This is a genomic window from Streptomyces sp. NPDC052225 (genome assembly GCF_040679615.1).
Taxonomy (GTDB): domain Bacteria; phylum Actinomycetota; class Actinomycetes; order Streptomycetales; family Streptomycetaceae; genus Streptomyces.
Genome location: NZ_JBFAVD010000036.1, coordinates 1 through 21,567 on the forward strand (window position 1 = coordinate 1; position 21,567 = coordinate 21,567).

Sequence of the window (21,567 nt, forward strand, 5' to 3'; positions counted from 1 at the left end):
TGCAGTCTCTTCTCGGCGTATTTACCCGTTGCAGGCTAGGCGGCGAAGCCGCCAGCCTTCATCGGAGGCGCCCCTGAGATGGCGCACGAAGTGCGCATCTCAGGGGCGCGGGGAACTGCGCGACCAGCCACGACGCACGGCGCGCCCGACCACCGACCCCGCACGGCGAGCAGACCCACCCCGAACCCCCAACCCGGCCGCGACCAGCAACAGCCCACCCAGCATCACGAACGGGGCCGCCGTACCCACCAGCCCGGCCACCAGCCCCGCGGACGCGGGCGCCGCAACCTGCCCGAGCCGGTTCCCGGTCAAGCGGAGCGCAAGCGCGGTGGAGCGGGCCTCCGGCGGCGCCGCCTGCACGACCGTCGTCATCGACAGCGGCTGCCCGACCCCCAGGCAGAAGCCGAGCAGCACCAGCATCACGCCGAGGGCCCAGACGGGAACGGGCAGCGCGATGCCCGCGCAGAGCACCGCCGCCAACAGGCACGTCGTCGCGATCAGCGCGGAACGGCCGAGCCAGTTGATGAGCGGCGTCATCACCAGACGGCACGCGATCGTCGCCCCGGCGCGGAGGCTGAGCAGCACGCCGATGACGGACGGGGCGATCCCCCGGTGCTCGCCGACCACCGGAAGGTACGCCGTGAGGATGTCCGTGGCCGACAGGACGGCGAGGCTGATGAAGATGCCGCCGGGGACGCCCCGGGTGCGCAGGATCCGGTGCACGGGAACACGACGGCCTGCCTCAGCGGCGTTCGTACGGGACCGCGTCGGCGTACGACGGAACTCGATGCGCCACAGCGACGTGAAGGCCACGGCGCACACCCCCGCCGAGACGAGCAGCGCGAGCGCGCTCGTGCCGGCCATGTCGGGGCCGCCGATCACCGCGCCGGCGGCGATCGGGCCGACGAGCTGGCCCAGGGACGCGCCGATGGTGAAGTGGCCGAAGTTGCGGTCCTGTTCGTCGGGCGCGGACTGCCGGGCCACGATCGACTGCGCGCCGATCACGAAGCACAGGTGCCCGAGGCCCATCACGCCGCTCCAGGCGGCCATCGGGACCAGGGAGTCGGCGAGGCCGCTCAAGGCGCAGCCGCCCGCGATCAGCACCACGCCGATGGGGAGGAGCGGAGCGCACCGGCCGTGGTCCGTCCGCCGGCCCAGCGGGACGGCGGCGAAGAGCGGCAGCAGCGCGTAGACACCGGCGATCACGCCGACGGCCCGCTCGTCCGCACCGAGCGCGAGCGCCCGGTACGAGACGGCGGGACGCGCCATCGACACCGCCCCCTGCGCGAAGCTGAAGGCGATGACGAGGCGCAGCAACCAGGTGCGGCTCATCCGGTCGGTCACACGATCCCGAAGAGCAGGCCCGCGCCGAGGACGACGAGTGCGGTCAGCGCGGCCCATTTCACGGTGAACTTGGTGTGGTCGCCGAACTCGACCTTGGCCATGCCGACGAGGACGTACACGGCCGGGACGAGCGGGCTCGACATGTGCAGCGGCTGGCCGACGAGCGAGGCGCGGGCGATCTCCAGGGACGAGACGCCGTGCGCGGCGCCCGCCTCGGACAGGACCGGCAGGATGCCGAAGTAGAAGCCGTCGTTCGACATGAAGTACGTGAACGGGATGGACAGGACACCCGTGACGAGTGCCATGTGCGGGCCCATCCAGTCGGGGATGCCGCTGACGACCCACTTGGCCATGTGGTCGACCATGCCGGTGCCCTGGAGGACGCCGGTGAAGACGGCGGCGGCGAAGACCATGCCGGCGACGTTGAGGACGTTCTCGGCGTGGGCGCCGATGCGGGCCCGCTGGTCGGGCATGTGCGGGAAGTTGACGGTGAGGGCGAGCGCGGCGCCGAGCATGAAGAGGACCGGGATCGGCAGCCACTCCATGATCATGGCGGTGAGGAGGGTGACCGTGAGCAGCGCGTTGAACCAGTACAGCTTGGGGCGCAGGGTGGCGCGGTGCGGGTCGAGGCCCTCGAACGTCTCGCCGTCCTCGTTCTCGTACGAGGGTGCGCCCGCGGCGGAGTGGTCGCCGCCGCCGGTCCCCTTGCGCGCACCGGTGCCCGCGCCGACCAGGACCTTCTCGTCGGCCGTCTCGGTGACGGTCTCGGCGACCTCGTCGATCGACAGGTATCCGAGGCGCTTGCGCTCCCGGCGGCCGAGGACGTAGGCGAGGGCGAAGACGAAGAGGAGTCCGACGGCGAGCGCCGGGATCATCGGTACGAAGATGTCGGACGCGTCGAGCTTGAGGGCCGTGGCCGCGCGGGCGGTGGGGCCGCCCCAGGGCAGCGTGTTCATGACGCCGTTGGCGGTCGCGGCGACACCGGTCATGACGACGAGGCTCATCTTCAGGCGCTTGTACAGCGGGTACATCGCCGAGACGGTGATCATGAAGGTGGTGGAGCCGTCGCCGTCCAGCGACACGATCGCGGCGAGCACGGCGGTGCCGACGACGATCCGGACCGGGTCGGCCTTCGCGAACTTCAGGATGCCGCGCACGATCGGGTCGAACAGGCCGACATCGATCATCACGCCGAAGTAGACGATCGCGAACATCAGCATCGCGGCGGTGGGCGCCAGGTCGCCGATGCCGGCGATGACGTAGTCACCGAGGTGGGCGCCCTTGCCCACCAGGACGCAGAACAGCGCGGGGATGAGCACGAGCGCCGCGATGGGCGACACCTTCTTCATCATGATCAGGACCAGGAAGGTCGCGATCATGGTGAAGCCGAGGATGGTCAACATGGAGGGGGTCCCTAACGTTCGTTCGCCTTCGAACTGCCGCCCGGGGGTGGCGGTCAGCGAGACGTTAGGGCCCGCTCTGTTGCGTTAACAAGATGTTGACGCGTGAGCAATAAGCGCAAAACTCCAGGTCACAGCTTTGGTGGTGGCCGGGTCGCCGGGGCTTGTCACAGACGGTCGAAGAGGACGACGCCGTTGCGGGTGCCGACGGCGAGTTCGCCGGCCGGGCCGGGGGCGAGGGCGGTGCACACGGAGGGCAGCTCGACCGTCGTACGGACCTTGCCGTCCCGGCTGCCGACGACGGCCAGGGTGCGCCCGAGGGCCACGGCGTACCGGTCCCCGCCGGCCAGGACCGTCGCGTGCCGGACTCCGGGGAGCGCAGTCCGGTGCCGGTGCACGGGCGGCGGTGTCGCGCTCGCCGCCCGCCGCCGGCGGCGAACTCCGGTCGCGGCCTGCCGGTCCAGCGCCTCGACCAACGGGTCGAGGGAGAGGACGAGGGTCTCCGCGACACCGACGAGCAGGAGCTGCGCCTCCTCGGCTCCCTGCACGAGGGCCACCGCCCGCACCCCGCCCGCCTGCACCCGCACCCTGGCACCGGTCGCCCCGTCGAGCAGGAACAGGCCCCGCCACCGGGTCGGTACCGCGTAGAGGGTGCGGTCGCCGTGCGGCAGGACCTCCGCCTCGTAGAAGGCGGGGTCCGTGCCCGGGTCGAAACAGGGCTCGTCGAAGACGGGGCCGCGCGCCACGTCGTGCACGGCGAGCCGGGCCCGGCCGTGCTCGTTCCACACCGTGAGCGAGTACGCCGACTGCCCGGCACCCGGCTCCCGTTCGGGCAGCGCCCGCAGCCAGACCGGTTCGCCCTCGCGGCCGCAGTGCGGCACCGGCGTGCGCAGCGGGCGGCCGCTCACGCGGGGAGCGGGCCGCTCCGCCAGGTCCCAGTACTCCAGGACGCCGGTGCCGCTGCGGGCCATGACCAAGGGGCGCGGCCGGTGGCCCGGCACCGGCCAGGCGAGGGCGATCACCTGCTCGACCGGGTGGCCCGCCAGAGGCCGCAGTCGGTGCCGCAGCGCGCCGTCCGCGCCCGCGCGCACCTGGACGAGCCCGTTCGTGGCGCCGACGACGACGTCCGCACCGCTTTCGCGCACGGAGACGGCGACGGTCGTCACCGACGCCACCGTGTCGAGGGCCTCGGTGAGTTCGAGGCGGGTGCCCGACCGGGTCAGCCGCCACACCTCGCCGGCCGCGGCGCCGCACAGGAGCCCGTCGTCACCGTCCCCCAGCGAGGCGACGGCCTCGGGCAGCCGGCCCTCCCACGAGCCGTCCAGGTCGACGACCCGGTGGTCGTTGCCGCCGCTGAAGGGCTGCCCGTCGAGGAAGCGGATGGCCTGAACGCCGCCGCGGTGCACGGGCCTCGGCACTCCGACCGGCCGGCACGTGGGCAGCGTCCACTCCTGTACGCCGCCGCTGTCGAAGCCCACGAAGAGCCGGCCGGTGTCCGGGGCGAGGCCGAGCGCCGTCGCCCAGCCGGGCATGACGAGGTCGGGACCCAGCGCGAGCATCCGGTTGTGCGTCACGTCCCAGCAGACGATCCGGCCGGGGCCGGTGGTGACGGCCACGACGTCACGGCCGCGGACCCGTCCTGTGGTGACCGCCGTGACGATGCCGGCGACCCCGAACTCCTGCTCCGCGACAGGCAGTCCACGGTCCAGCACGAGGACGCGCACCCGGCCGCCGTGCTCTGCGGTCACCACCATGTCGCGCTCCCCGGCGAGCCGCCCCACCGCGGCGCACGACAGCAGCGGCACGTCCCAGGGCCGGGGGCGGGGAACGGTGCGCCGCCAGATCTCCCGCGAGTCCGCGACGTCCCAGCACCGCACCGCGTGGTCCTCGCCCACGCTGACCAGGGCCCCGCGACCGTCCGGGCCGCGCACCGGGCCCATCGCGAGGATCCTGGCGCCCTGGTGGCCGGCCACCTGCGTGGAGTCGGCGGCGCGCGGCGTGGGCCAGATCCGTACGACGCCGTCGCTGCCGCCCACGCACACCGTGCCGTCGACGGTGCAGACGGCCGCCGCCTCGTGGTACCCGCTCTGTCCGCCGACCCGGTCGCCGGTGACGAGGTCGTACACCTGGAGCCCGTACAGGTCGCCCTGCACCGACACGCACGGCACCGTGCCGAGATCGAAGGCCGCGACACGCAGGCCCGGGCTGCGGTCGATGCGCAGGGGAAGCCCGACGGGCCGGCCGCTGTCGAGGTCGATCCGGTGCAGCCGGCCCTCGGCGGTGGCCACGGCGGCGATCCACTGCCGTCCCGCCCGGTGCACGGCCAGGGAGACGGGGGCCTCACCGGCGAGGAGCGTACGGACCGGCTTTCCTGCGGTCAGGGAGGTGAGCCGTACGGTGTCGTCGCCGCGGCTCGCGGTGACGGCGAGGGGGCCGGAGGGGTGGCCGGTGACGACCGTGAGGAGGTCGATGCGGGCGGCGTGGCCGGTGGAGCAGCCGTCCGGCCTCCCGGATTCCAGGTGCCCGCCAGCGAAGCCGTGCACCGACAAGGACAGCGGTGTGACCGCGATCGCGGTGACACGCCCGGTTCCGGACTCGCCCGGCTGCCACGTCAGGCACTCCGCACCACGCTGAATGTCCAGTCCCTGCTGGAGATCCCGGTCGTCATCGTCCAGCGCGCGCCGAGCCCGCCGCGACAGCCGTGGAGTCGCGCTCCACTCCGTCAGGACATAGGCGAGCAGCGTGCCGTCGTAGAAGCGCAAGGTGGCCGTGCCCAGCATGGCGGCGTTCCCCTCCACCACGACCTGATCCGCCCAGCGCACCCCGGTGCGGTCGTGCCCGGCGTCGGCCTCCTCGTGCAGCGGCAGCTTCCAGCACCGGTAGCGGCCGGTGGGGATGTGCCAGGCGTGCAGCAGGCGCCAGCGCAGCCAGCTCTCCTTGCCGGCCCGGTACTGGTAGCGCGTGTAGTGCGACAACGCCACGCCCCAGCCGGGGAGTTCGGGCGTCGCCGTCCAGGTGTCCGCGTCCAGCGCGCCCTGCTGGGCCGGCAGTTCGGCGCGCTCCCCGGTGTCCAGGTCCCAGGCTGCGGCCGTGGCGCGACCCGGGCGCTTCTCCAGGAACCAGGCCCGGCCTCCCTCGCCGGGCACGACAATCCCGTGACGGGCTCTGGACCACAGGCCCTCGTAGCTGCGCGAGCCGCCGTGCGGGTTCCACGCCGCCCACCGGGCCCGCCAGGGCAGGGGCTCCTCCCCCGCCGTGCCGCAGGAGTCGGCGAGCCGCGTCGCGGTGCGGCAGACCGCCGCGAGCCGCAGCCGGGCACGGGCGTCCGGGTCGGCGGGGCCCGGTGTCCTGCCGCGCAGCACCGCCTCGATGTCCCGCACGGCGCGCCCGGCCCTGCGGCCCTCGGCGGTGCGCAACTGCGGGAGCGCGGCGAGGAGTTGGCCCGGGTCGGCGGCGAGCACGAACGCGGCGTCCCGCACGAGCGGGTCGAGCACGCCGCCCTCGCCCGCGTGCAGCGCCAGGTAGTGCCGTACGTACGGGTGGTCGAGGTCGCGCAGCACGCCGGTCACCGTGCGCTGCACGTGCTCGGCGTCCTGGTTCTCGCGGAGGTACTCGATGAGGGCGCGGTGGTAGATCCGGTACACGGAGCCGCCGTCCTCGACGCCTTCGACGACGTACGAGCCCGCGGCCTGACGCAGCCAGACGATGTCCTCGTCGCCGTACGCACGGCCGGCGAGGGCCGAGGCGACCCGGGGCCAGACGCCGGCCCACGGAAGTCCGGCGCCCTGCGCGTAGGCGAGCGGGCGCAGCAGGTCGCGGGCGCGGTCGGCGAGCGGGCCGAGGCGCTGGTCGAGGTCGCGCTCCATGGCTTCGCCGGGCAGCCGGGGCAGTTGCTCGCACCAGGTGTGCCAGCCGGGGTCGCCGGGGTGGGGGACGCGGGGTTCGCGGGCGGTGGTGCGGGCGGTGATGCGGGCGACGAGGAAGGAGCGCCCGGCCGCGCCGGCGATGGCCTCGGCCACGGCGTCGACGACGCCGGGCGGCGCGGTCAGGAGCGGGGAGCCGGGCGCGGTCAGCAGGGTGCGGGCGTAGGCACGGACCGCGGGCGGGTCGCCGTACCGCTCGTCGTCGAGGTTCAGGACGGTGGCGTCGGCGGACAGGCGGCGGGCGATGTGCGGGCGCGCACCCACCAGCAGGCGCAGGGGGAGCTGGCGTTCGGGGTCGGTGAGCGGTGTGATCAGCTCGTCGACGACCTCGTGCGGGGCGAGGGTCTCGTCCAGTCCGTCGACGAGGACGACGAGGGGTGCCGTGCGGGTCTGGAGGTGGGCGGTGAGCGCGCCGAGCGACTCGGCCGCGCTGCCCGCGGCGGCGGCGAACGCGTCGAGGAGCTGCCGGGTCGACTTGTGGCTCGCGTTGACCGCGACGTGCACGGCGCCGGGCTCCGGCAGCGCCGACGGCAGTCCGGCGCGCGGCACGGCGGCGCCGCGGTCCGGGTCGGTGAGCACGGCGACCATGCCGAGCAGCGACGACTTGCCGGAGCCGGGGTCGCCGGTGACGACGCAGAGCCGGTCGGCGGCGCGGGCCGGGGCGAGCCAGCCGGTGAGGTCGGTGAGCGCGGTGTGCCGGCCGGTGAAGTCCCACACCTCGTCGGTGGGTACGTCGGTGCCGCGCGCCCTGGGGAGGAAGAAGTCGGTCAACTCCTGTTCCCGTGCGAGCCGTTCACGGCTGCCGAGCGCGACGATCCGGTCGATCTCGTCGAGCTTGCGGCCGGTGGCCTCGGGGACGTGCCGTGGGTTGGGCAGGAACGCGGGGATGCCGCCGGTGGCGTGCGAGAGGGACCAGACGGGGCGCTGGGCGGGCGGCACCTCGGGGTCGGCGGCGATGGCGGCCATGACGTGTTCGACGCTGATGTGGGCGGGCGCGTGTCCGGCGGTGGCCTGGCGGCGCACGGCCCGGTCGAACGCGGCGGACAGGGCGCCGACGTAGGACTCCTCCTTGCGTCGCGAGGAGGCGACGAGGACGAGGCCGGTGGGGCCGTGTTCGGTGACGGGCTCCCTGAACTGCCGTGCTTTCAGGGCGGTGCGCAGGGCGGTGTCGGTGCCCTCCTCCGCGTAGCAGCAGTCGACGAGGACGAGGAGCCGCTCGATGGAGGTGCCTTCCCACAGGAGCGCGACGAGTTCCTCGGTGGGCAGGGCGGTGCCGTGCGGGTCGCGGGCGTCGCTGTCGGAGAGCAGCAGGTAGTGCCGGCCGCTGTCCTCGGCGGTGATGCCGTGCGCCGCGAGGTAGAGCACGACGTGGTCGTCGGGGCGCCGCTCGGACGCGGTGGCGAACGTCCGCAGCGCCTTGGTGAGTTGCTCGCGGGTGGGGTCGAGGCCGAGGTCGGCGCCGCGGGTGTGGCCGAGTTCGCCGAGGAAGAGGGCGTCGACGCGGTGGACGTCGTCGGCGAGTTCGGGGCGGGCAGCTTCGGGGTGGGCCGCCACCTGGGTGACGGCCCCGCTCAGCAGATACCTGCGGCCCTCAGTCGCTCTGCCGCCCACCGGCCACCGCCCGCCCCGCCTGGGGCGTGTTGAGATACCTGGTGGCGTCGTGCGCCCGCGCACCGTTGCGTACGAGATGGCCCTCGACGCGGTCGCCGAACAGCGGGCGCAGGTCCTTCTGGAGGGCGACGACGTCTCCCTCGTCGGCGATGTTGGTCCACCGCTCGACGGAGCCGGGCCAGTCCCCCGGCTTGCCGCCCGGGACCCGCAGCCGCTCGAAGACGAGGCCGTGGATGCCGAGCGGGGAACCGAGGGTGACGAGGGTGCGCACCGGCCACTCGGGGTGGGCGCACAGCGCCTCGTAGGCGACGACCGTGCCCAGGGAGTGGGCGACGACGGTCCGGGTGTCGGACGAGATCCGGTCGGCGAGGCGCTGCTGTACGGCGGCGTGGACGCCGGGGTCGGTGAGGTAGGCGCGGACCTGCTTGAGGTCGGCGACCAGGGCGCGCAGGGCGATGCCGGCGAAGAAGCGGGAGCGGCTGAGGGCGTTGAGGGCGCGCTGGACGGTGCGCGGGGTGCGGGCGAGGGTGCGGGCGTCGGGTGCGAGGACCGCGTCGTCGGTGCGGGCTGCCTCCGCCCACAGCGCGAGCAGCAGGTCGCTCTCCAGGCCCTCGGCGACGTCCGAGGCGTCGAGCGGCGGGTCCTGCACGGCGAGGGTGCGGCCGGGAGTGCGGAAGAGGTCGCCGTAGAAGGCGCAGTGCAGGTCGCCCTCATCGAGGCCGGGGGCGGCCGCGCGGGTCAGGCCGTCGGCCAGCGCGGGGTACCACGTCGCGTGCAACTGCCGCTCACCCGCGTACTGGTGGCCGATCCCGTGCACGCCCACCACTCGCACCATGACGTCCCCCGCCGGCCGGTTCACAGGAAGTGACGGGCCGTGGCCCGGCGCGACCAATGTACCAACGGGCGCCCGCCCGGGCGCTGTTCACAGCGTTTCAGTCCAACACCCTTGCCAGATAAGCCCGCAGCAGCTCCCGCGTCTCCTCGATGATGGCCGCGTCCCCCGCCGCGTCGAGCCGGAACGCGAGCCGGACCAGGGCGTCGGCCGTCTCGACGGCGACGAGGAAGGTGCGGCGCAGGGCGGCGTCGGGGGTGCGGCCGAGGTGCGGGGCGAGGAGGTCCGTGAGGGTGCCGGCGACGCGGTGGTTGGGGTCGGCGTCGGGGTCGCCCACGGGGATCTGGGTGCCGAAGTCGACGAGGGAGAAGCCGGGGGCGGTGCGCTTCATGGCGAGGTACTCGTCGAGGACGGCGTCCATCGCGGCGCGCCAGTCGCCCGCGGGGATCGCGTCGAGCCGTACGGTGACGCGCTCCGCGTAGCTCTCCAGGTTGCGCTGGGCGAGGGCGTCGACCATGGCGCGCTTGTTGCCGAAGAAGCGGTAGACGGAGCCGATGGGGACGTCGGCGCGGCTCGCGACGGACCGGGTGCTCAGCTCCTCGTAGCCGCCCTCGTCGAGAAGCTCGGCGCAGGCGTCGAGGATCCGCGTCAGGCGTTCGGCGCTGCGCCGCTGAACAGGGGCGCGGCGCAAGGACGTCGGGTGGGGCATGGCGCCCAGCCTAAGGGGCGTCCGTGGACGACGTGGGTGAGGCGGTCTCGGCTCCCGACGCGGTGAGGTCGGCGGTCGCCTCGACGGGTTTGCCGTCGACGGCCCAGACGGTGTGATCGTCGGCGTACAGGCGCACGGTGACGTGATGGGTGCCGCGGCCGACGCGGGCGGCGGGCAGCCGGTGGTCGAGGGTGCGCAGCAGGGCCAGGCGCCGGCCGTCGAGGAAGAGCTGGGCGTAGCCGCGGCCGTGGACGGCGCGGGACTCGGTGCCGGGCGGGCTGAGGCGGAAGTGCTTCAGGCGGATCCGGATGTCCCAGCCGGCGCCGGGGTCGGCGTCGGGCTCGACGACGATGCCGGCCTCGGGGGCGCCTTCCTCGGGGATCTGGCGGTAGCGCCGGCCCTCGTCATCGGTGGTGTCGAGGACCGTGCCGACCTGGCGCGGACCGCCGTCGTCGTCACCGCACCCGACCGGGCCCACGAGGAGGGCACACGTCAGGAGGGTGGCGGCGGCTGTGCGGAACCGTGACGACCTCGACATGCACGCGACAGTAGAGGACCGCTCACGTTCCCGGATCCGCCTCGGGGAGGAGGCCGCGGGGGCCTCAGGAGGGAGGCCGTACGGAGATCTCCGGCCCTCTTGCGCGGGGTGCGGCCGAATCCTACGGTTGTCCATAGGAATCATTGACGAGGGAGCGATGATGAGCGGGGACGTACGCAAGACGGCAGAGGGTCTCACCTATCTGTCGGGGTTCGGGAACGAGCACGGCTCGGAGGCGGTGCCCGGCGCCCTGCCCCAGGGCCGCAACTCGCCGCAGCGCGCCCCGCTCGGCCTCTACGCGGAACAGCTGAGCGGCTCGGCGTTCACCGAGCCCCGCGCGCACAACCGCCGCTCGTGGCTGTACCGGATCCGTCCGTCGGCGGCGCACCCGCGGTTCACGCGCGTCGACAACGGCGCGGTCCGTACCGCCCCCTTCACGGAGTCCGTCCCCGACCCCAACCGGCTGCGCTGGGACCCGCTGCCCGACCCGGCGCCGGGCACGGACTGGCTGGCGGGCCTGTGGACGCTCGGCGGCAACGGCGACGCGACGCAGCGCACCGGTATGGCCGTGCACCTGTACCACGCCAACTCCCCCATGAAGGACCGGGTGTTCAGCGACGCCGACGGTGAACTCCTGATCGTCCCCGAGCGCGGCGGACTGCTCCTGCGCACCGAGTTCGGGCTGCTCGCGGCGGCTCCCGGCGAGGTCGCGCTGATCCCGCGCGGCGTCCGCTTCCGGGTGGAGCTCCTCGACGCGTCCGCCCGCGGATACGTCTGCGAGAACTACGGCGCCCCGTTCCAGCTGCCCGACCTCGGCCCGATCGGGGCCAACGGCCTGGCGAACGCCCGGGACTTCAGGGCGCCGGTCGCCGCGTACGAGGATGCCGACGGGCCGGTGCAGGTGCTCAACAAGTTCTGCGGCAACCTCTGGACGGCGACGTACGACCACTCGCCGCTCGACGTCGTCGCCTGGCACGGCAACCATGTCCCGTACGTGTACGACCTGCGGCGCTTCAACGTCATCGGGTCCATCTCGTACGACCACCCGGACCCGTCGATCTTCACGGTCCTGACGTCGCCGTCGGACACTCCCGGTCTCGCCGGGGTCGACTTCGTCGTCTTCGCGCCGCGCTGGCTGGTGGGCGAGGACACGTTCCGGCCGCCGTACTTCCACCGGAACGTGATGAGCGAGTACATGGGCCTGATCGAGGGCGCCTACGACGCCAAGGCCGCCGGCTTCGTGCCCGGTGGGGGCTCGCTGCACAACATGATGTCGGCGCACGGGCCCGACCGGGAGACGTTCGACCGGGCCAGCGCGGCCGAGCTGAAGCCGCAGCGGGTCGATGACGGTCTCGCCTTCATGTTCGAGACGCGGTGGCCGGTGACGCTGGCTGCGCAGGCCTCTGGGGCGGGGCACTTGCAGCGCGGCTATGACGAGGTGTGGCGGGGTCTGGAGCGGCATTTTCGGGGGTAGTCCCGGTTCGTCGCGGGCTGCGGGCCGGTGGGGGGCCGGTCGCGCAGCTCCCCGCGCCTCGGGGAGATGCCGCACCGAAGGTGCGCATCTCAGGGGCGCGGGGAACTGCGCGACCAGCCACGACGCACCCCGCACCCGCCCGATCAGCAGAACCCGGCACACGAGATTGCATCCCCGCCCAACGACCGATACGGATAACCCGTGACGTCATTCGCCCCGGACTCGATCGTCCTGAACCGCAAACTGCCGCTCTGGTATCAGGTGTCGCAGTCCCTGCGCGCCTCCATACTGGGCCGCTCCCCGCAGGACCCGCTGCGCCTGCCCACCGAGGAACAACTCGCGGCCCACTACGGCGTCTCCGTCCTCACGATGCGGCAGGCGCTGAAGGAGCTGGAGGACGAGGGGCTGATCACCCGGCACCGCCGCCGGGGCACCTTCATCGAACCGGACGCCCGGCGCGGCGCCCCCGTGCGGCTGCTCGGCTCCGTCGACGCCATCGTCGCGCAGCAGTCCGGCATGACGACCGAGTTGCTGGAGCACGGCCCGGCGCCGGTGCCCGCGGCGTACGCCGACCTGTTCCCCGGGGCGGCGACCACCCCCACGTACCACCGGCTGCGCAGCGACGAGAAGACCGGCGAGCCGACCAACCACGCCCGCAACTATCTGCGGCCGGACCTCGGTGAGCTGGTCGATGTCGCCGATCTCGCGCGCTGGCCGATGACGAAGGTGCTGCGCGACGTGGTCGGGGTGAAGATCAGCCGGATCACCGACTCGGTGGAGGCCCGCCTCGCCGACCCCGAGACGGCCCGGCTGCTCGACGTGCCGCTGCTCAGCCCGATCCTGCACTACACGGGGATCACGTACGACGAGGAGGGCCAGGTGCTCGACGTGGCGGTCATCCACTACCGCGGCGACCGCTTCTCGTTCACGGTGACGCTGGACGCGCACTGAGGCGGGAGGCACCCTGAGGCGGGCGGCACAGCGACAGTGTCTGAGTACGATGCCCGGGTGACGCCCGACACCGACGCTCCGCTGCTCGCGGACCTCATGCCGTGGTCCGTCGCCCCGCTGCGGCTCGGCCGCGGCTGGCCCGTGGCGCCCGATCCCGCATCGCTCAAGGCCCGTTGGGCGGCATTCGTCCGTGCGGACGCGAGCGAGCGCGAGGCCCTGCTCGAAGCTTCGCGGACCCGCACCCTGCACACGGCGGCCGCCCAACTCCCCGGCCGGCGCACGGGAACGGAACCGCTCGCGCACGCCGACGGCCCGTGCCCCGAGCCGGTGCGCGTGCTGCACGGGCCGTTCGACGAGCAGTGGCTCATCCCCGACCAGCGGCTGCTCGACGCGGCCCGGCCCGAGCTGTGGCGGGTCGCCGACGCGCGGCAGTCGTACCTGGTGGAGCAGGGGTACGTGCCCGACGCCGGCGGCCCCGTCGTCCTCGCGAGCGCCGTCCTGCCCGAGGGCCGCTCCCCCGCGGGCCGCCCCGGCCGCATCCGCCCGCTGTACCGCCGCCCGAACGGCGCCGAGCCGAACGTCGCGCCCGGCCTGCTCACCCACCTCTCCGGCCGCTACGGCCACGAGGTCACCGCCGACGACCTGTTCGCCTGGATCACGGCCATGGCCGTGCGCGCGGGCAAGGACGTCCGCGTGCCCCTGCCCGACGATCCCGGAGTCTGGGCGCGCGGGCTCGAACTCGGCCGCCGCGCCGCGTGGTTGCAGCGGCGCGCGCCCGGCGACGAGCGGCCGAAGCTGCCCGGCGGGCGTCGCCCGTATGTGCGGGCCCCGCTGCCGGCCCGCCCCACCGAGCTGCTCTACGACCGCGAGGAGGCGGCCCTGCTCATCGGCGACGGCCGCATCTCTCCGGTCCCGGGGGCGGCGTGGGACTTCCACGTCAGCGGGGTCCGCGTCCTTGAGCAGTGGTTCGCGCGCAGGACCGCCCCCGCCGAGCCGGGCACGCTGGCGGCGCTGCGCCCGTCCGCCTGGCCGCAGGCCTGGACGTCGGAGCTGCTTGAGATCGTGACCGTGCTGGCGCTGCTCGCCGAACTCGCCCCGCTTCAGGACGCGTTGCGGGGCGAGCTCGGCGCCGAGGTCACCGGGGAAGCGTTGCGGCGCGCGGGCATCCTCCCCGTACCGGACGGCGCGCGTCGGCCCGCCTCCGTACTCGACCATCAGGAGGAGGGCCCGGGCGGGCAGTTCGCGTTCCTCTGACCCGCACCGCTCTCACTCCGCGGCGAAGCCCTCCAGGGTCCGGCGCAGCGCCCGCTCGAAGACCGCTTCCAGGTCGATCGGGCCCGAGTCCTCCATGAACGCCGCCGCGAGCCGGGGGTACTTGCCGGACGCCACCTGCGATCCCAGGTAGGCGATCCGCACGGCCTGTTCCTGTTCGGCGCTCCACGGCAGGGAACGGGTGCGTTCGGCGGTGGCGATCTCGTTGGCGACGTACGTCGTGACCACGCTCGTCACGGCGGCGATGAGCTCCATCTTCGTGCCGTACGGGCGCTCCAGCGGGTCCAGGCAGGCCATGCAGTGCTCCAGGTACCGCAGCGCGTTCGGGCTGAAGCCGTACACCGGTGACATGAGGCGGGGCATCCAGGGGTGGCGGTGCATCAGCGCCCGCGCCTGCCGGGCGAGCCCGAGGACGTCGGCGCGCCAGTCGCCGGTCGGCTCGTGGTACTCGTACTCGCCGCTGACCGCGTCGACCATCAGCTCGTGCAGGTCTTCCTTGCGCGGCACGTAGTTGTACAGCGACATCGTGCCCATGCCGAGCTCGGCCGCGATCTTGCGCATGGACACCGCGTCGATGCCCTCGGCGTCGGCGACGCGGACGGCCGTCGCCGCGATGTCGGCCCTGCTGTGGGCCGGCCTGGGGCCCCGTCCGGCGCGCTCGGGGCGCGCCCAGATCACTTGGGGTTCGGCCGCTCGGCCCGCCATTGATCATCACCTCGCGCACCATCCTAGTTACGTACACCGTACGTAGTGCGGTACGGTGGCGCCATGACTTCTACGTACGCTGTACTTAGTGAAGGTCTGGAGAAGCGATTCGGCTCGGGCGCGAACGCCGTACACGCGCTGCGCGGGCTCGATCTGGCCGTGCGGGAGGGCACCGTGTGCGGTCTGCTCGGGCCGAACGGAGCGGGCAAGACGACGGCCGTACGGGTGTTGACGACGCTGCTGCGGCCGGACGCCGGGACCGCCCGGGTCGCCGGGCACGACCTCGCGAAGGACCCGGGCGCCGTGCGCCGCCGCATCGGCGTGACCGGCCAGTACGCGTCCGTGGACGGCGACCTCACGGGCCGCGAGAACCTGCGCCTGTTCGGGCGGCTGCTGCGGGCGCCGCGCGGCAGGACCGACGAGCTCCTGGAGCGGTTCGACCTCACGGAGGCCGCCGACCGCACCGCGCGCACCTACTCGGGCGGTATGCGCCGCCGCCTCGATCTCGCCGCGAGCCTGATCACGCGGCCCGCCGTGCTCTTCCTCGACGAGCCGACGACCGGCCTCGACCCGCACAGCAGGAACGAGATCTGGGACGCGGTGCGCGAGCTGGCCCGCGAGGGGACCACGGTCCTGCTGACCACGCAGTACCTCGACGAGGCCGACCGGCTCGCCGACGAGATCGTGCTGATCGACGGCGGCCGCGCCGCCCACACCGGCACGCCCGCCGAACTGAAGGGCCGGCTCGGCAGCTACGCGGAGGTCGTGGTCACCGAGGAGGCCGGCGAGTCCGGACTGCACGCCGCCGCCGTCGTCCTCGACCAGCTCACCGGCTCCCGGCCCGTCCTCGACCCGGAGCGGCGCACGGTCGGCGCGGTCGTCCTCGACCCCGCCGTCACCCTGCCCCGTGTCGTACGCGAACTCGACGCGTGCGGCGTCCCGCTGGTGGACGCCACCCTGCGCCCGCCGACCCTCGACGAGGTGTTCCTGCGCCTCACCGCCGACACGAGCATCAAGGAGGTCGCCGCATGAGCGCGATCCTGTACGACGGCGGCGCCGTCCTCGGCCGTCACCTCCAGCGCCTGCGGCACGCCCCGGCGATCCTGATCATGACGCAGACGATGCCCATCGTCTTCCTGCTGTTCTTCGGTTACGTCTTCGGCAGCGCGCTGGCGATGCCGGGCGCCGACTACCGGGCGTTCCTGGTGCCCGGGATGCTGGTGGCGACCGCGGCCAACGGGATCATGACCGGCATGTTCACCGCCGCGCAGGACTCGCACCGCGGCGTGATGGACCGCTTCCGCACGCTGCCGATGAGCCGGTCCGCGGTGCCGCTCGGACAGGCCGCCGCCGACCTCCTGACGACGGCGGTGGGCCTGGTGCCGCTGGTGCTCGTCGGGCTCGCGATGGGGTGGCGGATCGAAGGCGGGGCGGCGGCGGCCGTGGCCGCGTTCGGACTGCTTCTGCTCTTCCGGTTCGCGACGACGTGGGTCGGCATCCTGCTCGGCCTCGCGTCGCGCAGCGAGGAGGCGGCCGGTCAACTGGGCGGCGCCACCTTCATGTTGCCGCTCCTGTCGAACGCGTACATCCCGACCGACGGCATGCCCGGCTGGGTGCGCACGCTCGCCGAGTGGAACCCGATCAGCGCCGTGTGCACGGCCGTGCGCGACCTGTGCGGCAACGCGCCGGTGCCGGACGGGGCCGCCTGGCCCGTGGCGCACCCGGTGGCCGGATCGCTGGCCTGGTGCGCGGTTCTTCTCGCGGTGTGCGTGCCGCTCGCCGTCCGCCGCTACACGCGCGGCTGACGGCGAGCGGGGCGCCGACTCCTAGACCTGCGGCGCCAGTTCGGGGCCGAGCGAGGAGAACTTCTCCTGGGAGACGATCCGCTGCGGCGGCCAGGTGATGTTGTTCGGCGGCCACTTCTGGCGGGTCTTCTTCAGGAACCAGGCCGGCGGCTCGTACATCGGGGGCTCGTAGCCGTCCGGCAGCGCCGTCTTCCACTCGACGCCCTTGGTCCGCTCCGTGAACTCGTCCTTGACGGCCTTCAGTCGGGCGGGCTGGGTGATCAGGTCGACCGCGGTCGCCGCCAGATACTTCGCGGCGGCCACGACCGCCGCCTGGCCGGGCGCCGCCGCCGCACAGGACGCGGTCGACCAGGTGTGCATCTTCGTACCGATCGGGGCGAGCGCCGCCCCCATCGACACGGTCGGCACGTTCCAGCTGATGTCCGCGACATCGGTCGAACCGCCGCCCAGGAAAGCCGGGTTGGGCGGGGTGAGGTCGGCGACCTTGTCGTGCATACCCTTCTGCGGCAGACCGAGGGACTCCTGAAGCTCCTTCGCGAGCCGGTGGGCCTCGGCGGTGAACTCGGGCGGGCCGATCTGCCGCATGTTCTCGTGCAGCAGCTCCGCGAAGGACTTGGACGGCAGCTGGTTCCAGCAGGCGGAGGTGATCCGGTGCCGCACCTTGGTCTGAGAGGCCTTGGCGGCGGCCTCGGAGACGGCGATGACCTTGTCGAGGAGCACCTGGACGCGGGCCGGGCTGCCTTCGCGTACGTAGTAACTGATCTCCGCGATCTCCGGAGTGACATTGGGTATGTCCCCGCCGTTGTTGATGACCCAGTGCAGGCGGCCGGACGGCGCGAGGTTCTCCTCGCGCAGGAACTCCGACATCGTCGCCATCATCACGGCGGCGTCCAGCGCCGACTTGTTGCCGAGCGGGGTGCCGCCGTGGCCCGCGACGCCGAGGAACGTGAAGGTGACGGCGGTCATCGCGGTGGTGGTGCCCCAGCCGGTGGCGTTCGCCGTGGAGGGGTGCCAGTCGAGGAAGGCGTCGAGGCCCTCGTACACGCCCTTGCTCACCGCGTACGTCTTGCCGATCAGGGTCTCCTCGGCTGTCGAGCCGAAGAACTTCACGGTGACGGGCAGCCTGTGCTTCTTGGCGGCCTGGGCGACGGCGGCGGCCGCTGCCGCCGCGGCGGTGCCGAGGGCGCTGTGGCCGCAGCCGTGTCCCGGGCCGTAGCTCGGGGCGAACGGGTCGTGGACGTACTCGCGCGGATCGTGGTGGCCGACGCCCTTGTTCTGGGAGAGGCCGGGCAGCGCGTCGTACTCGCCGCTGAAGCCGAGGACGGGGCCGCCGCTGCCGTACGTGAAGGTCGCGGTGAACGCGGTCGGGAAGCCGGCCGTGCCGAACTGGACGTCGAATCCCGCCCGTTCGAGGAATCCGGCCTCGGCGAGGGAGGAGTTCCACTCGCGCAGGGAGAGCTCGGCGTGTTCCCAGATCTCGGCGTTCAGGCCGGTGATCCGGGAGGCGTTGGAGCCGATCCAGTCGAGGGCGGAGGCCTTGGCGGGGCTGTCCTCGGCGAGGCCCTCGGGGGCCTTGTAGGCGGCGGGGTCGGTGTCCACGGCGTCGTCGGCCGCGGCCATCGCCGGGTCGGCCTCGGCGGTCATGGCGGCGGCGGTCACTCCGGCCGCGCCGAGCAGCTGCATGATGCGGCGTCTGCTGAGCTGCGGGCCCGCGGCCATCAGGGCTTCGTTGTGCTCGTGCTGGTCGTGCAGGTCACACACGCGCACCTCCGGGGGTGAGGTTGGTGTAGCTGTATCGGCCATCGACGATCATCAAGCGACACAGTGGACCCCGGAAGTTGCTCCGTCAACATCCGTGCATGACAAGGGTGTTACGGCGGCGTGCGGCGCGTGCGGGCACGACAGAGGCCCGCATCCGGCTCTCCTGCCGTGACGACCGCCGCATGCCGTGGGGATGACGGACGCGGAAATGCGCAGCGGTACGCCGGACGGCGCGGAGAGTGGATGCGGGCCTCGGCCCTGCTGGTCGGGCGGCCCGGGTTAGTGGCCGCCGAACAACGAGCGGCGCAGGCGCCGCAGGGGTGCGAAGAGCGAGACCCGCCGCATCCGTGCACGGCTTCCGCCGCGCTCGTGCGCGGTGTCACGCGCGGTGAGCTCACGCATCAGCGTCGTCGCCTCGGCCACCTCGCGCTGCGGGACGGCAGGACCGCCGAGCACCGAGAGATGGCGGTCGAGACGCGAGCTGGTCGCGCTGCTCCCGCACGTGATCGCAGGCACTCGAGGCCTGCTGCGCACTGTTATCTGTTCCATGTCACTCCCCACCCATACGAGGGCACCCGGCCCGGGCAGGTTAACCCTATCGCCCCCGCGTGACACTCGTGTATCCCGGTCGCAGGATTCACCTCCCCCATAAGGAGGTTGACGGCACCTCAGTGGTTACTCTCCGAATACGACTGATTCCAGGGCGAGTTGGACAACTGGGGCGCTCGTGGGCCGCTTCGAGCCGCCGACGGATTCGGCCGTGACAGCGAGTGAAGATGCGTCCGACGTCAAGCCGGAGGCCAGTACGGGCGTGTCGGACCCCCGGTCGGGCAGTACGGCGAGCGAACGGGGCGGCTCCGAGCCGGAGATCACCCAGAGTTGGCGGTCCTTGCCGCCCGGCGGGGCGGACAGACCCGTGACGGTGATCACGGTGCTGCGCAGCGCCGGCGAGGCGACCACGGACAGCCCCTCGCCCCGGGCGACGCGTGCGTCCGGGGCGGCGAGAACGTGGGCGATCTCACGTGCCTCGGACTTCTGTGCGTCAACCCGGCCCTGAGTACGGATCAGCTCCACGCCCAGCAGGACGGGGGCGACGAGCGCGAGCACGGCGGCGCCCGCGGCGAGCGGCACGAACACGGGCCGGCGGCGCGCGGGCGCGGGCCGTGTCGGTTCGGGCGGCTCCTGCTCCAGCGTGCGTACGGCGCTCAGGACGCGCTCCCGCAGACCGGGCGGGGCGGCACCGAGGCCGCGCGCGAGCCGCAGGGTGTCGACGGAGCGGGCGCGCCGGCCCTCATGGAGCCCGCACCCCGTCCGTCGCGCCCCGGGCCCCCGAGTGCGGGGCAAGCGGCTCGCGCGGTGCGGGCACCGACGTACAGGGGGACGGACGCAATGACAGCAACTGCCATGGCCCGACGGTGAGTTCGCTCCCCGGCCGCGCGCAGAGGGTGCGGATTGGCGTTCAAGGGGGCGGCAACAGCGCTCGGTTGAGCTACTTTTGTTCAGACTTGTCTTGTAGGGCATGGGTCTTGGGGGCACCGTGAGCACAGGGCCGGGCAATGAGCGTTTGGTCGCGGGCCGGTACCGGCTCCTCGATCCGCTCGGCGAGGGCGGCATGGGCACCGTGTGGCGGGCGCGCGACGAGGTGCTCGGCCGCGAGGTCGCCGTCAAGGAGGTACGGGCTCCTGCCGGGCTGCCGACGGCCGACGTGGAGCGGATGTACGCGCGGCTCGAACGGGAGGCCTGGGCCGCGGCCCGGATCGCGCACCGGAACGTGATCACGTTGTACGACGTGGCCACCGAGGACCAACGCCCCTGGGTCGTCATGGAGTTGATCCGCGGCATCTCGCTCGCGGATCAGCTCGACGCCGAGGGACCGATGGACCCGCAGCGCGCCGCGCACATCGGCGCCGAGGTCCTCGCGGCGCTGCGCGCGGCACACGAGGCGGGGGTGCTGCACCGCGACGTGAAGCCGGGCAACGTCCTCCTGTCGAACGAGGGCCGCGTCGTGCTCACCGACTTCGGCATCGCGATGGTCGAGGGCACGCAGGCGCTCACGATGACCGGCGAGGTGATCGGATCGCCCGAATTCCTGGCCCCCGAGAGGGCGTTGGGCCGCACCCCGGGCCCCGAGTCGGACCTGTGGTCGCTCGGGGTCCTGCTGTACGCGGCGGTGGAGGGGCACTCCCCGTTCCGCCAGGACACCCCGCTCGGCACCTTGCGGGCGGTCGTCGACGACGAATTGCCGGCGCCGCACCGGGCAGGCCCGCTCGCCCCGGTCATCGAGGGGGTGCTGCGCAAGGACCCGGCCGAGCGCACGCCCGCGGCGGACGCCGAGCGCGATCTGCGGATCATCGGCGCGGGCGGCACGTTGCGCGGGGATGGCGTCCAGGGCGCTCCGCTCGCCGCGCGGCCGACGGTCACGTCGCGGCAGCCGGCCACGCCCACGCCGCCGCTGCCCGCCCCGGCCTCGTTCGGCTCCGCTCCCGCCGGCACGGCGACGACCGTCCCGGGCGGTGCCGGATCCGGGGAGCGCCAGGCCCGGCGCGCCTCGCTCGCGCTGATGGCGGGCATCGTCGTCCTGCTCCTGGCCATCGGAGGCCTCACGTACGCGCTGCTCAACCGCGACGACGGCGGCGGCTCCAGCGGGGGCACCAACAGCGGTTCCGGCAGTGGTGGTTCGAGCGGTGGCGGCAGCTCGGGCGCGGGCGGCTCGTCCGGCGGCAACTCCGCCTCCACCGACGGCGGCGGCAACAGCAACGGCAGCACGGACGGGAACGGCGACAACGGCGGGAGCAACGGAAACGGGAACGGGAGCGGCGGGTCCGGCGGCAACAGCGGCGGTCACACCACCACCCCTGCCCAGTCCGTGCGGGTCAGCGTCCAGGCGGTGCGCGGAAGTTACTCGGGGGCGTGTCCGCCGCCCGCGGCCGAGGCACCCTCGTTCGCGGCGACGATCACGGTGGGCCGCACTCCGGCCGAGGTCGAGTACCGCTGGGTGACGCGGAGCGGGGAGCCGTCGGACCCGGGGTGGAAGACCCTGAGCTTCGGCTCGGGCGGCGCGAAGAGCCGTACGGTCAACACGACACAGACGGCGTACGAGGCGGGCGGGACGCTGCACAACCAGATCGCGGTTGAGGTGCGCAGCCCGGTCGCCGTGACCTCCAACTATGTGGCGTACTCCGTCACGTGCGAGGTGGTGACCCCGACGACGGGGGCCACCACCGGTTCACCGACGTACTGAG

At 73.3% G+C, this 21,567-nt stretch carries 16 protein-coding genes; 6 read left to right on the plus strand and 10 right to left on the minus strand.

Annotated features, from left to right (window positions below; translation table 11 throughout):
* Positions 1-99: 99 nt before the first annotated feature.
* The 6 genes from AB0L37_RS34230 to AB0L37_RS34255 all read right to left on the minus strand — a co-directional run bounded on the left by AB0L37_RS34230 (position 100) and on the right by AB0L37_RS34255 (position 10,357).
* A complete protein-coding gene (locus AB0L37_RS34230) occupies positions 100-1,332 on the minus strand; it encodes an MFS transporter (protein WP_365514712.1) in 1,233 nt (410 codons plus the stop codon).
* 8 nt (positions 1,333-1,340) lie between these two features.
* A complete protein-coding gene (locus AB0L37_RS34235) occupies positions 1,341-2,747 on the minus strand; it encodes a CitMHS family transporter (protein WP_365514571.1) in 1,407 nt (468 codons plus the stop codon).
* 164 nt (positions 2,748-2,911) lie between these two features.
* Positions 2,912-8,278, minus strand: coding sequence for a caspase family protein (locus AB0L37_RS34240; protein WP_365514574.1), 5,367 nt, complete (start codon positions 8,276-8,278; stop codon positions 2,912-2,914).
* Positions 8,259-9,113, minus strand: coding sequence for a hypothetical protein (locus tag AB0L37_RS34245; protein ID WP_365514577.1), 855 nt, complete (start codon positions 9,111-9,113; stop codon positions 8,259-8,261). Before AB0L37_RS34245 ends, AB0L37_RS34240 begins: the two co-directional genes overlap by 20 nt.
* 97 nt (positions 9,114-9,210) lie before the next feature.
* Positions 9,211-9,819, minus strand: coding sequence for a TetR/AcrR family transcriptional regulator (locus AB0L37_RS34250; RefSeq protein ID WP_365514579.1), 609 nt, complete (start codon positions 9,817-9,819; stop codon positions 9,211-9,213).
* 10 nt (positions 9,820-9,829) lie between these two features.
* Positions 9,830-10,357 (minus strand): hypothetical protein, encoded by a 528-nt coding sequence (locus AB0L37_RS34255; RefSeq protein ID WP_365514582.1) that lies wholly within the window; start codon positions 10,355-10,357, stop codon positions 9,830-9,832.
* A gap of 160 nt (positions 10,358-10,517) precedes the next feature.
* Here AB0L37_RS34255 and hmgA point away from each other — a divergent pair, with 160 nt between their 5' ends.
* The 3 genes from hmgA to AB0L37_RS34270 all read left to right on the plus strand — a co-directional run bounded on the left by hmgA (position 10,518) and on the right by AB0L37_RS34270 (position 14,036).
* Positions 10,518-11,831: a homogentisate 1,2-dioxygenase gene (gene hmgA / locus AB0L37_RS34260; RefSeq protein ID WP_365514585.1), complete on the plus strand. Its 1,314-nt coding sequence runs from the start codon at positions 10,518-10,520 to the stop codon at positions 11,829-11,831.
* A gap of 201 nt (positions 11,832-12,032) precedes the next feature.
* Positions 12,033-12,782 (plus strand): GntR family transcriptional regulator, encoded by a 750-nt coding sequence (locus AB0L37_RS34265; protein ID WP_365514588.1) that lies wholly within the window; start codon positions 12,033-12,035, stop codon positions 12,780-12,782.
* A 57-nt stretch (positions 12,783-12,839) separates the two neighbouring features.
* Complete coding sequence (locus AB0L37_RS34270) at positions 12,840-14,036, plus strand: type ISP restriction/modification enzyme (RefSeq protein ID WP_365514591.1); 1,197 nt, start codon at positions 12,840-12,842, stop codon at positions 14,034-14,036.
* 12 nt (positions 14,037-14,048) lie between these two features.
* On the opposite strand, the gene AB0L37_RS34275 is transcribed toward AB0L37_RS34270, so the two are convergent.
* On the minus strand, positions 14,049-14,759 hold the full coding sequence (locus AB0L37_RS34275; RefSeq protein WP_365514594.1) for a TetR/AcrR family transcriptional regulator: 711 nt from the start codon (positions 14,757-14,759) through the stop codon (positions 14,049-14,051).
* 63 nt (positions 14,760-14,822) lie between these two features.
* Between AB0L37_RS34275 and AB0L37_RS34280 the strand changes: the two genes are divergently transcribed.
* Together AB0L37_RS34280 and AB0L37_RS34285 are read left to right on the plus strand one after the other, a co-directional pair.
* A complete protein-coding gene (locus AB0L37_RS34280) occupies positions 14,823-15,791 on the plus strand; it encodes an ATP-binding cassette domain-containing protein (protein ID WP_365514597.1) in 969 nt (322 codons plus the stop codon).
* A complete protein-coding gene (locus tag AB0L37_RS34285; RefSeq protein WP_365514600.1) occupies positions 15,788-16,564 on the plus strand; it encodes an ABC transporter permease in 777 nt (258 codons plus the stop codon). Before AB0L37_RS34280 ends, AB0L37_RS34285 begins: the two co-directional genes overlap by 4 nt.
* 21 nt (positions 16,565-16,585) lie before the next feature.
* Here AB0L37_RS34285 and AB0L37_RS34290 read toward each other — a convergent pair whose 3' ends face one another.
* The 3 genes from AB0L37_RS34290 to AB0L37_RS34300 form a co-directional block, all read right to left on the minus strand.
* Positions 16,586-18,325, minus strand: a complete 1,740-nt coding sequence (locus AB0L37_RS34290) for an amidohydrolase (RefSeq protein WP_365514603.1) — start codon at positions 18,323-18,325, stop codon at positions 16,586-16,588.
* A gap of 279 nt (positions 18,326-18,604) precedes the next feature.
* Positions 18,605-18,874 carry a hypothetical protein gene (locus AB0L37_RS34295; RefSeq protein WP_338694887.1) on the minus strand — a complete coding sequence of 90 codons (270 nt, stop codon included), beginning with the start codon at positions 18,872-18,874 and terminating at the stop codon, positions 18,605-18,607.
* 126 nt (positions 18,875-19,000) lie between these two features.
* The gene (locus AB0L37_RS34300) at positions 19,001-19,669 is read right to left on the minus strand and encodes an anti-sigma factor (RefSeq protein ID WP_365514607.1); all 669 of its coding nucleotides are present in this window, start codon (positions 19,667-19,669) and stop codon (positions 19,001-19,003) included.
* A 175-nt stretch (positions 19,670-19,844) separates the two neighbouring features.
* Here AB0L37_RS34300 and AB0L37_RS34305 point away from each other — a divergent pair, with 175 nt between their 5' ends.
* Positions 19,845-21,566, plus strand: coding sequence for a serine/threonine-protein kinase (locus tag AB0L37_RS34305; RefSeq protein ID WP_365514609.1), 1,722 nt, complete (start codon positions 19,845-19,847; stop codon positions 21,564-21,566).
* Position 21,567 lies beyond the last annotated feature (1 nt).

What these genes read in the sequence shown, in the direction of transcription:
- AB0L37_RS34230 (WP_365514712.1), bottom strand. Translation starts at nt 1,332, where the DNA reads ATGAGCCGCACCTGGTTGCTGCGCCTCGTCATCGCCTTCAGCTTCGCG.
- AB0L37_RS34275 (WP_365514594.1), bottom strand. Translation starts at nt 14,759, where the DNA reads ATGGCGGGCCGAGCGGCCGAACCCCAAGTGATCTGGGCGCGCCCCGAG.
- AB0L37_RS34235 (WP_365514571.1), bottom strand. Translation starts at nt 2,747, where the DNA reads ATGTTGACCATCCTCGGCTTCACCATGATCGCGACCTTCCTGGTCCTG.
- AB0L37_RS34285 (WP_365514600.1), top strand. Translation starts at nt 15,788, where the DNA reads ATGAGCGCGATCCTGTACGACGGCGGCGCCGTCCTCGGCCGTCACCTC.
- AB0L37_RS34280 (WP_365514597.1), top strand. Translation starts at nt 14,823, where the DNA reads ATGACTTCTACGTACGCTGTACTTAGTGAAGGTCTGGAGAAGCGATTC.
- AB0L37_RS34305 (WP_365514609.1), top strand. Translation starts at nt 19,845, where the DNA reads ATGGGTCTTGGGGGCACCGTGAGCACAGGGCCGGGCAATGAGCGTTTG.
- AB0L37_RS34255 (WP_365514582.1), bottom strand. Translation starts at nt 10,357, where the DNA reads ATGTCGAGGTCGTCACGGTTCCGCACAGCCGCCGCCACCCTCCTGACG.
- AB0L37_RS34245 (WP_365514577.1), bottom strand. Translation starts at nt 9,113, where the DNA reads ATGGTGCGAGTGGTGGGCGTGCACGGGATCGGCCACCAGTACGCGGGT.
- AB0L37_RS34250 (WP_365514579.1), bottom strand. Translation starts at nt 9,819, where the DNA reads ATGCCCCACCCGACGTCCTTGCGCCGCGCCCCTGTTCAGCGGCGCAGC.
- AB0L37_RS34295 (WP_338694887.1), bottom strand. Translation starts at nt 18,874, where the DNA reads ATGGAACAGATAACAGTGCGCAGCAGGCCTCGAGTGCCTGCGATCACG.
- hmgA (WP_365514585.1), top strand. Translation starts at nt 10,518, where the DNA reads ATGAGCGGGGACGTACGCAAGACGGCAGAGGGTCTCACCTATCTGTCG.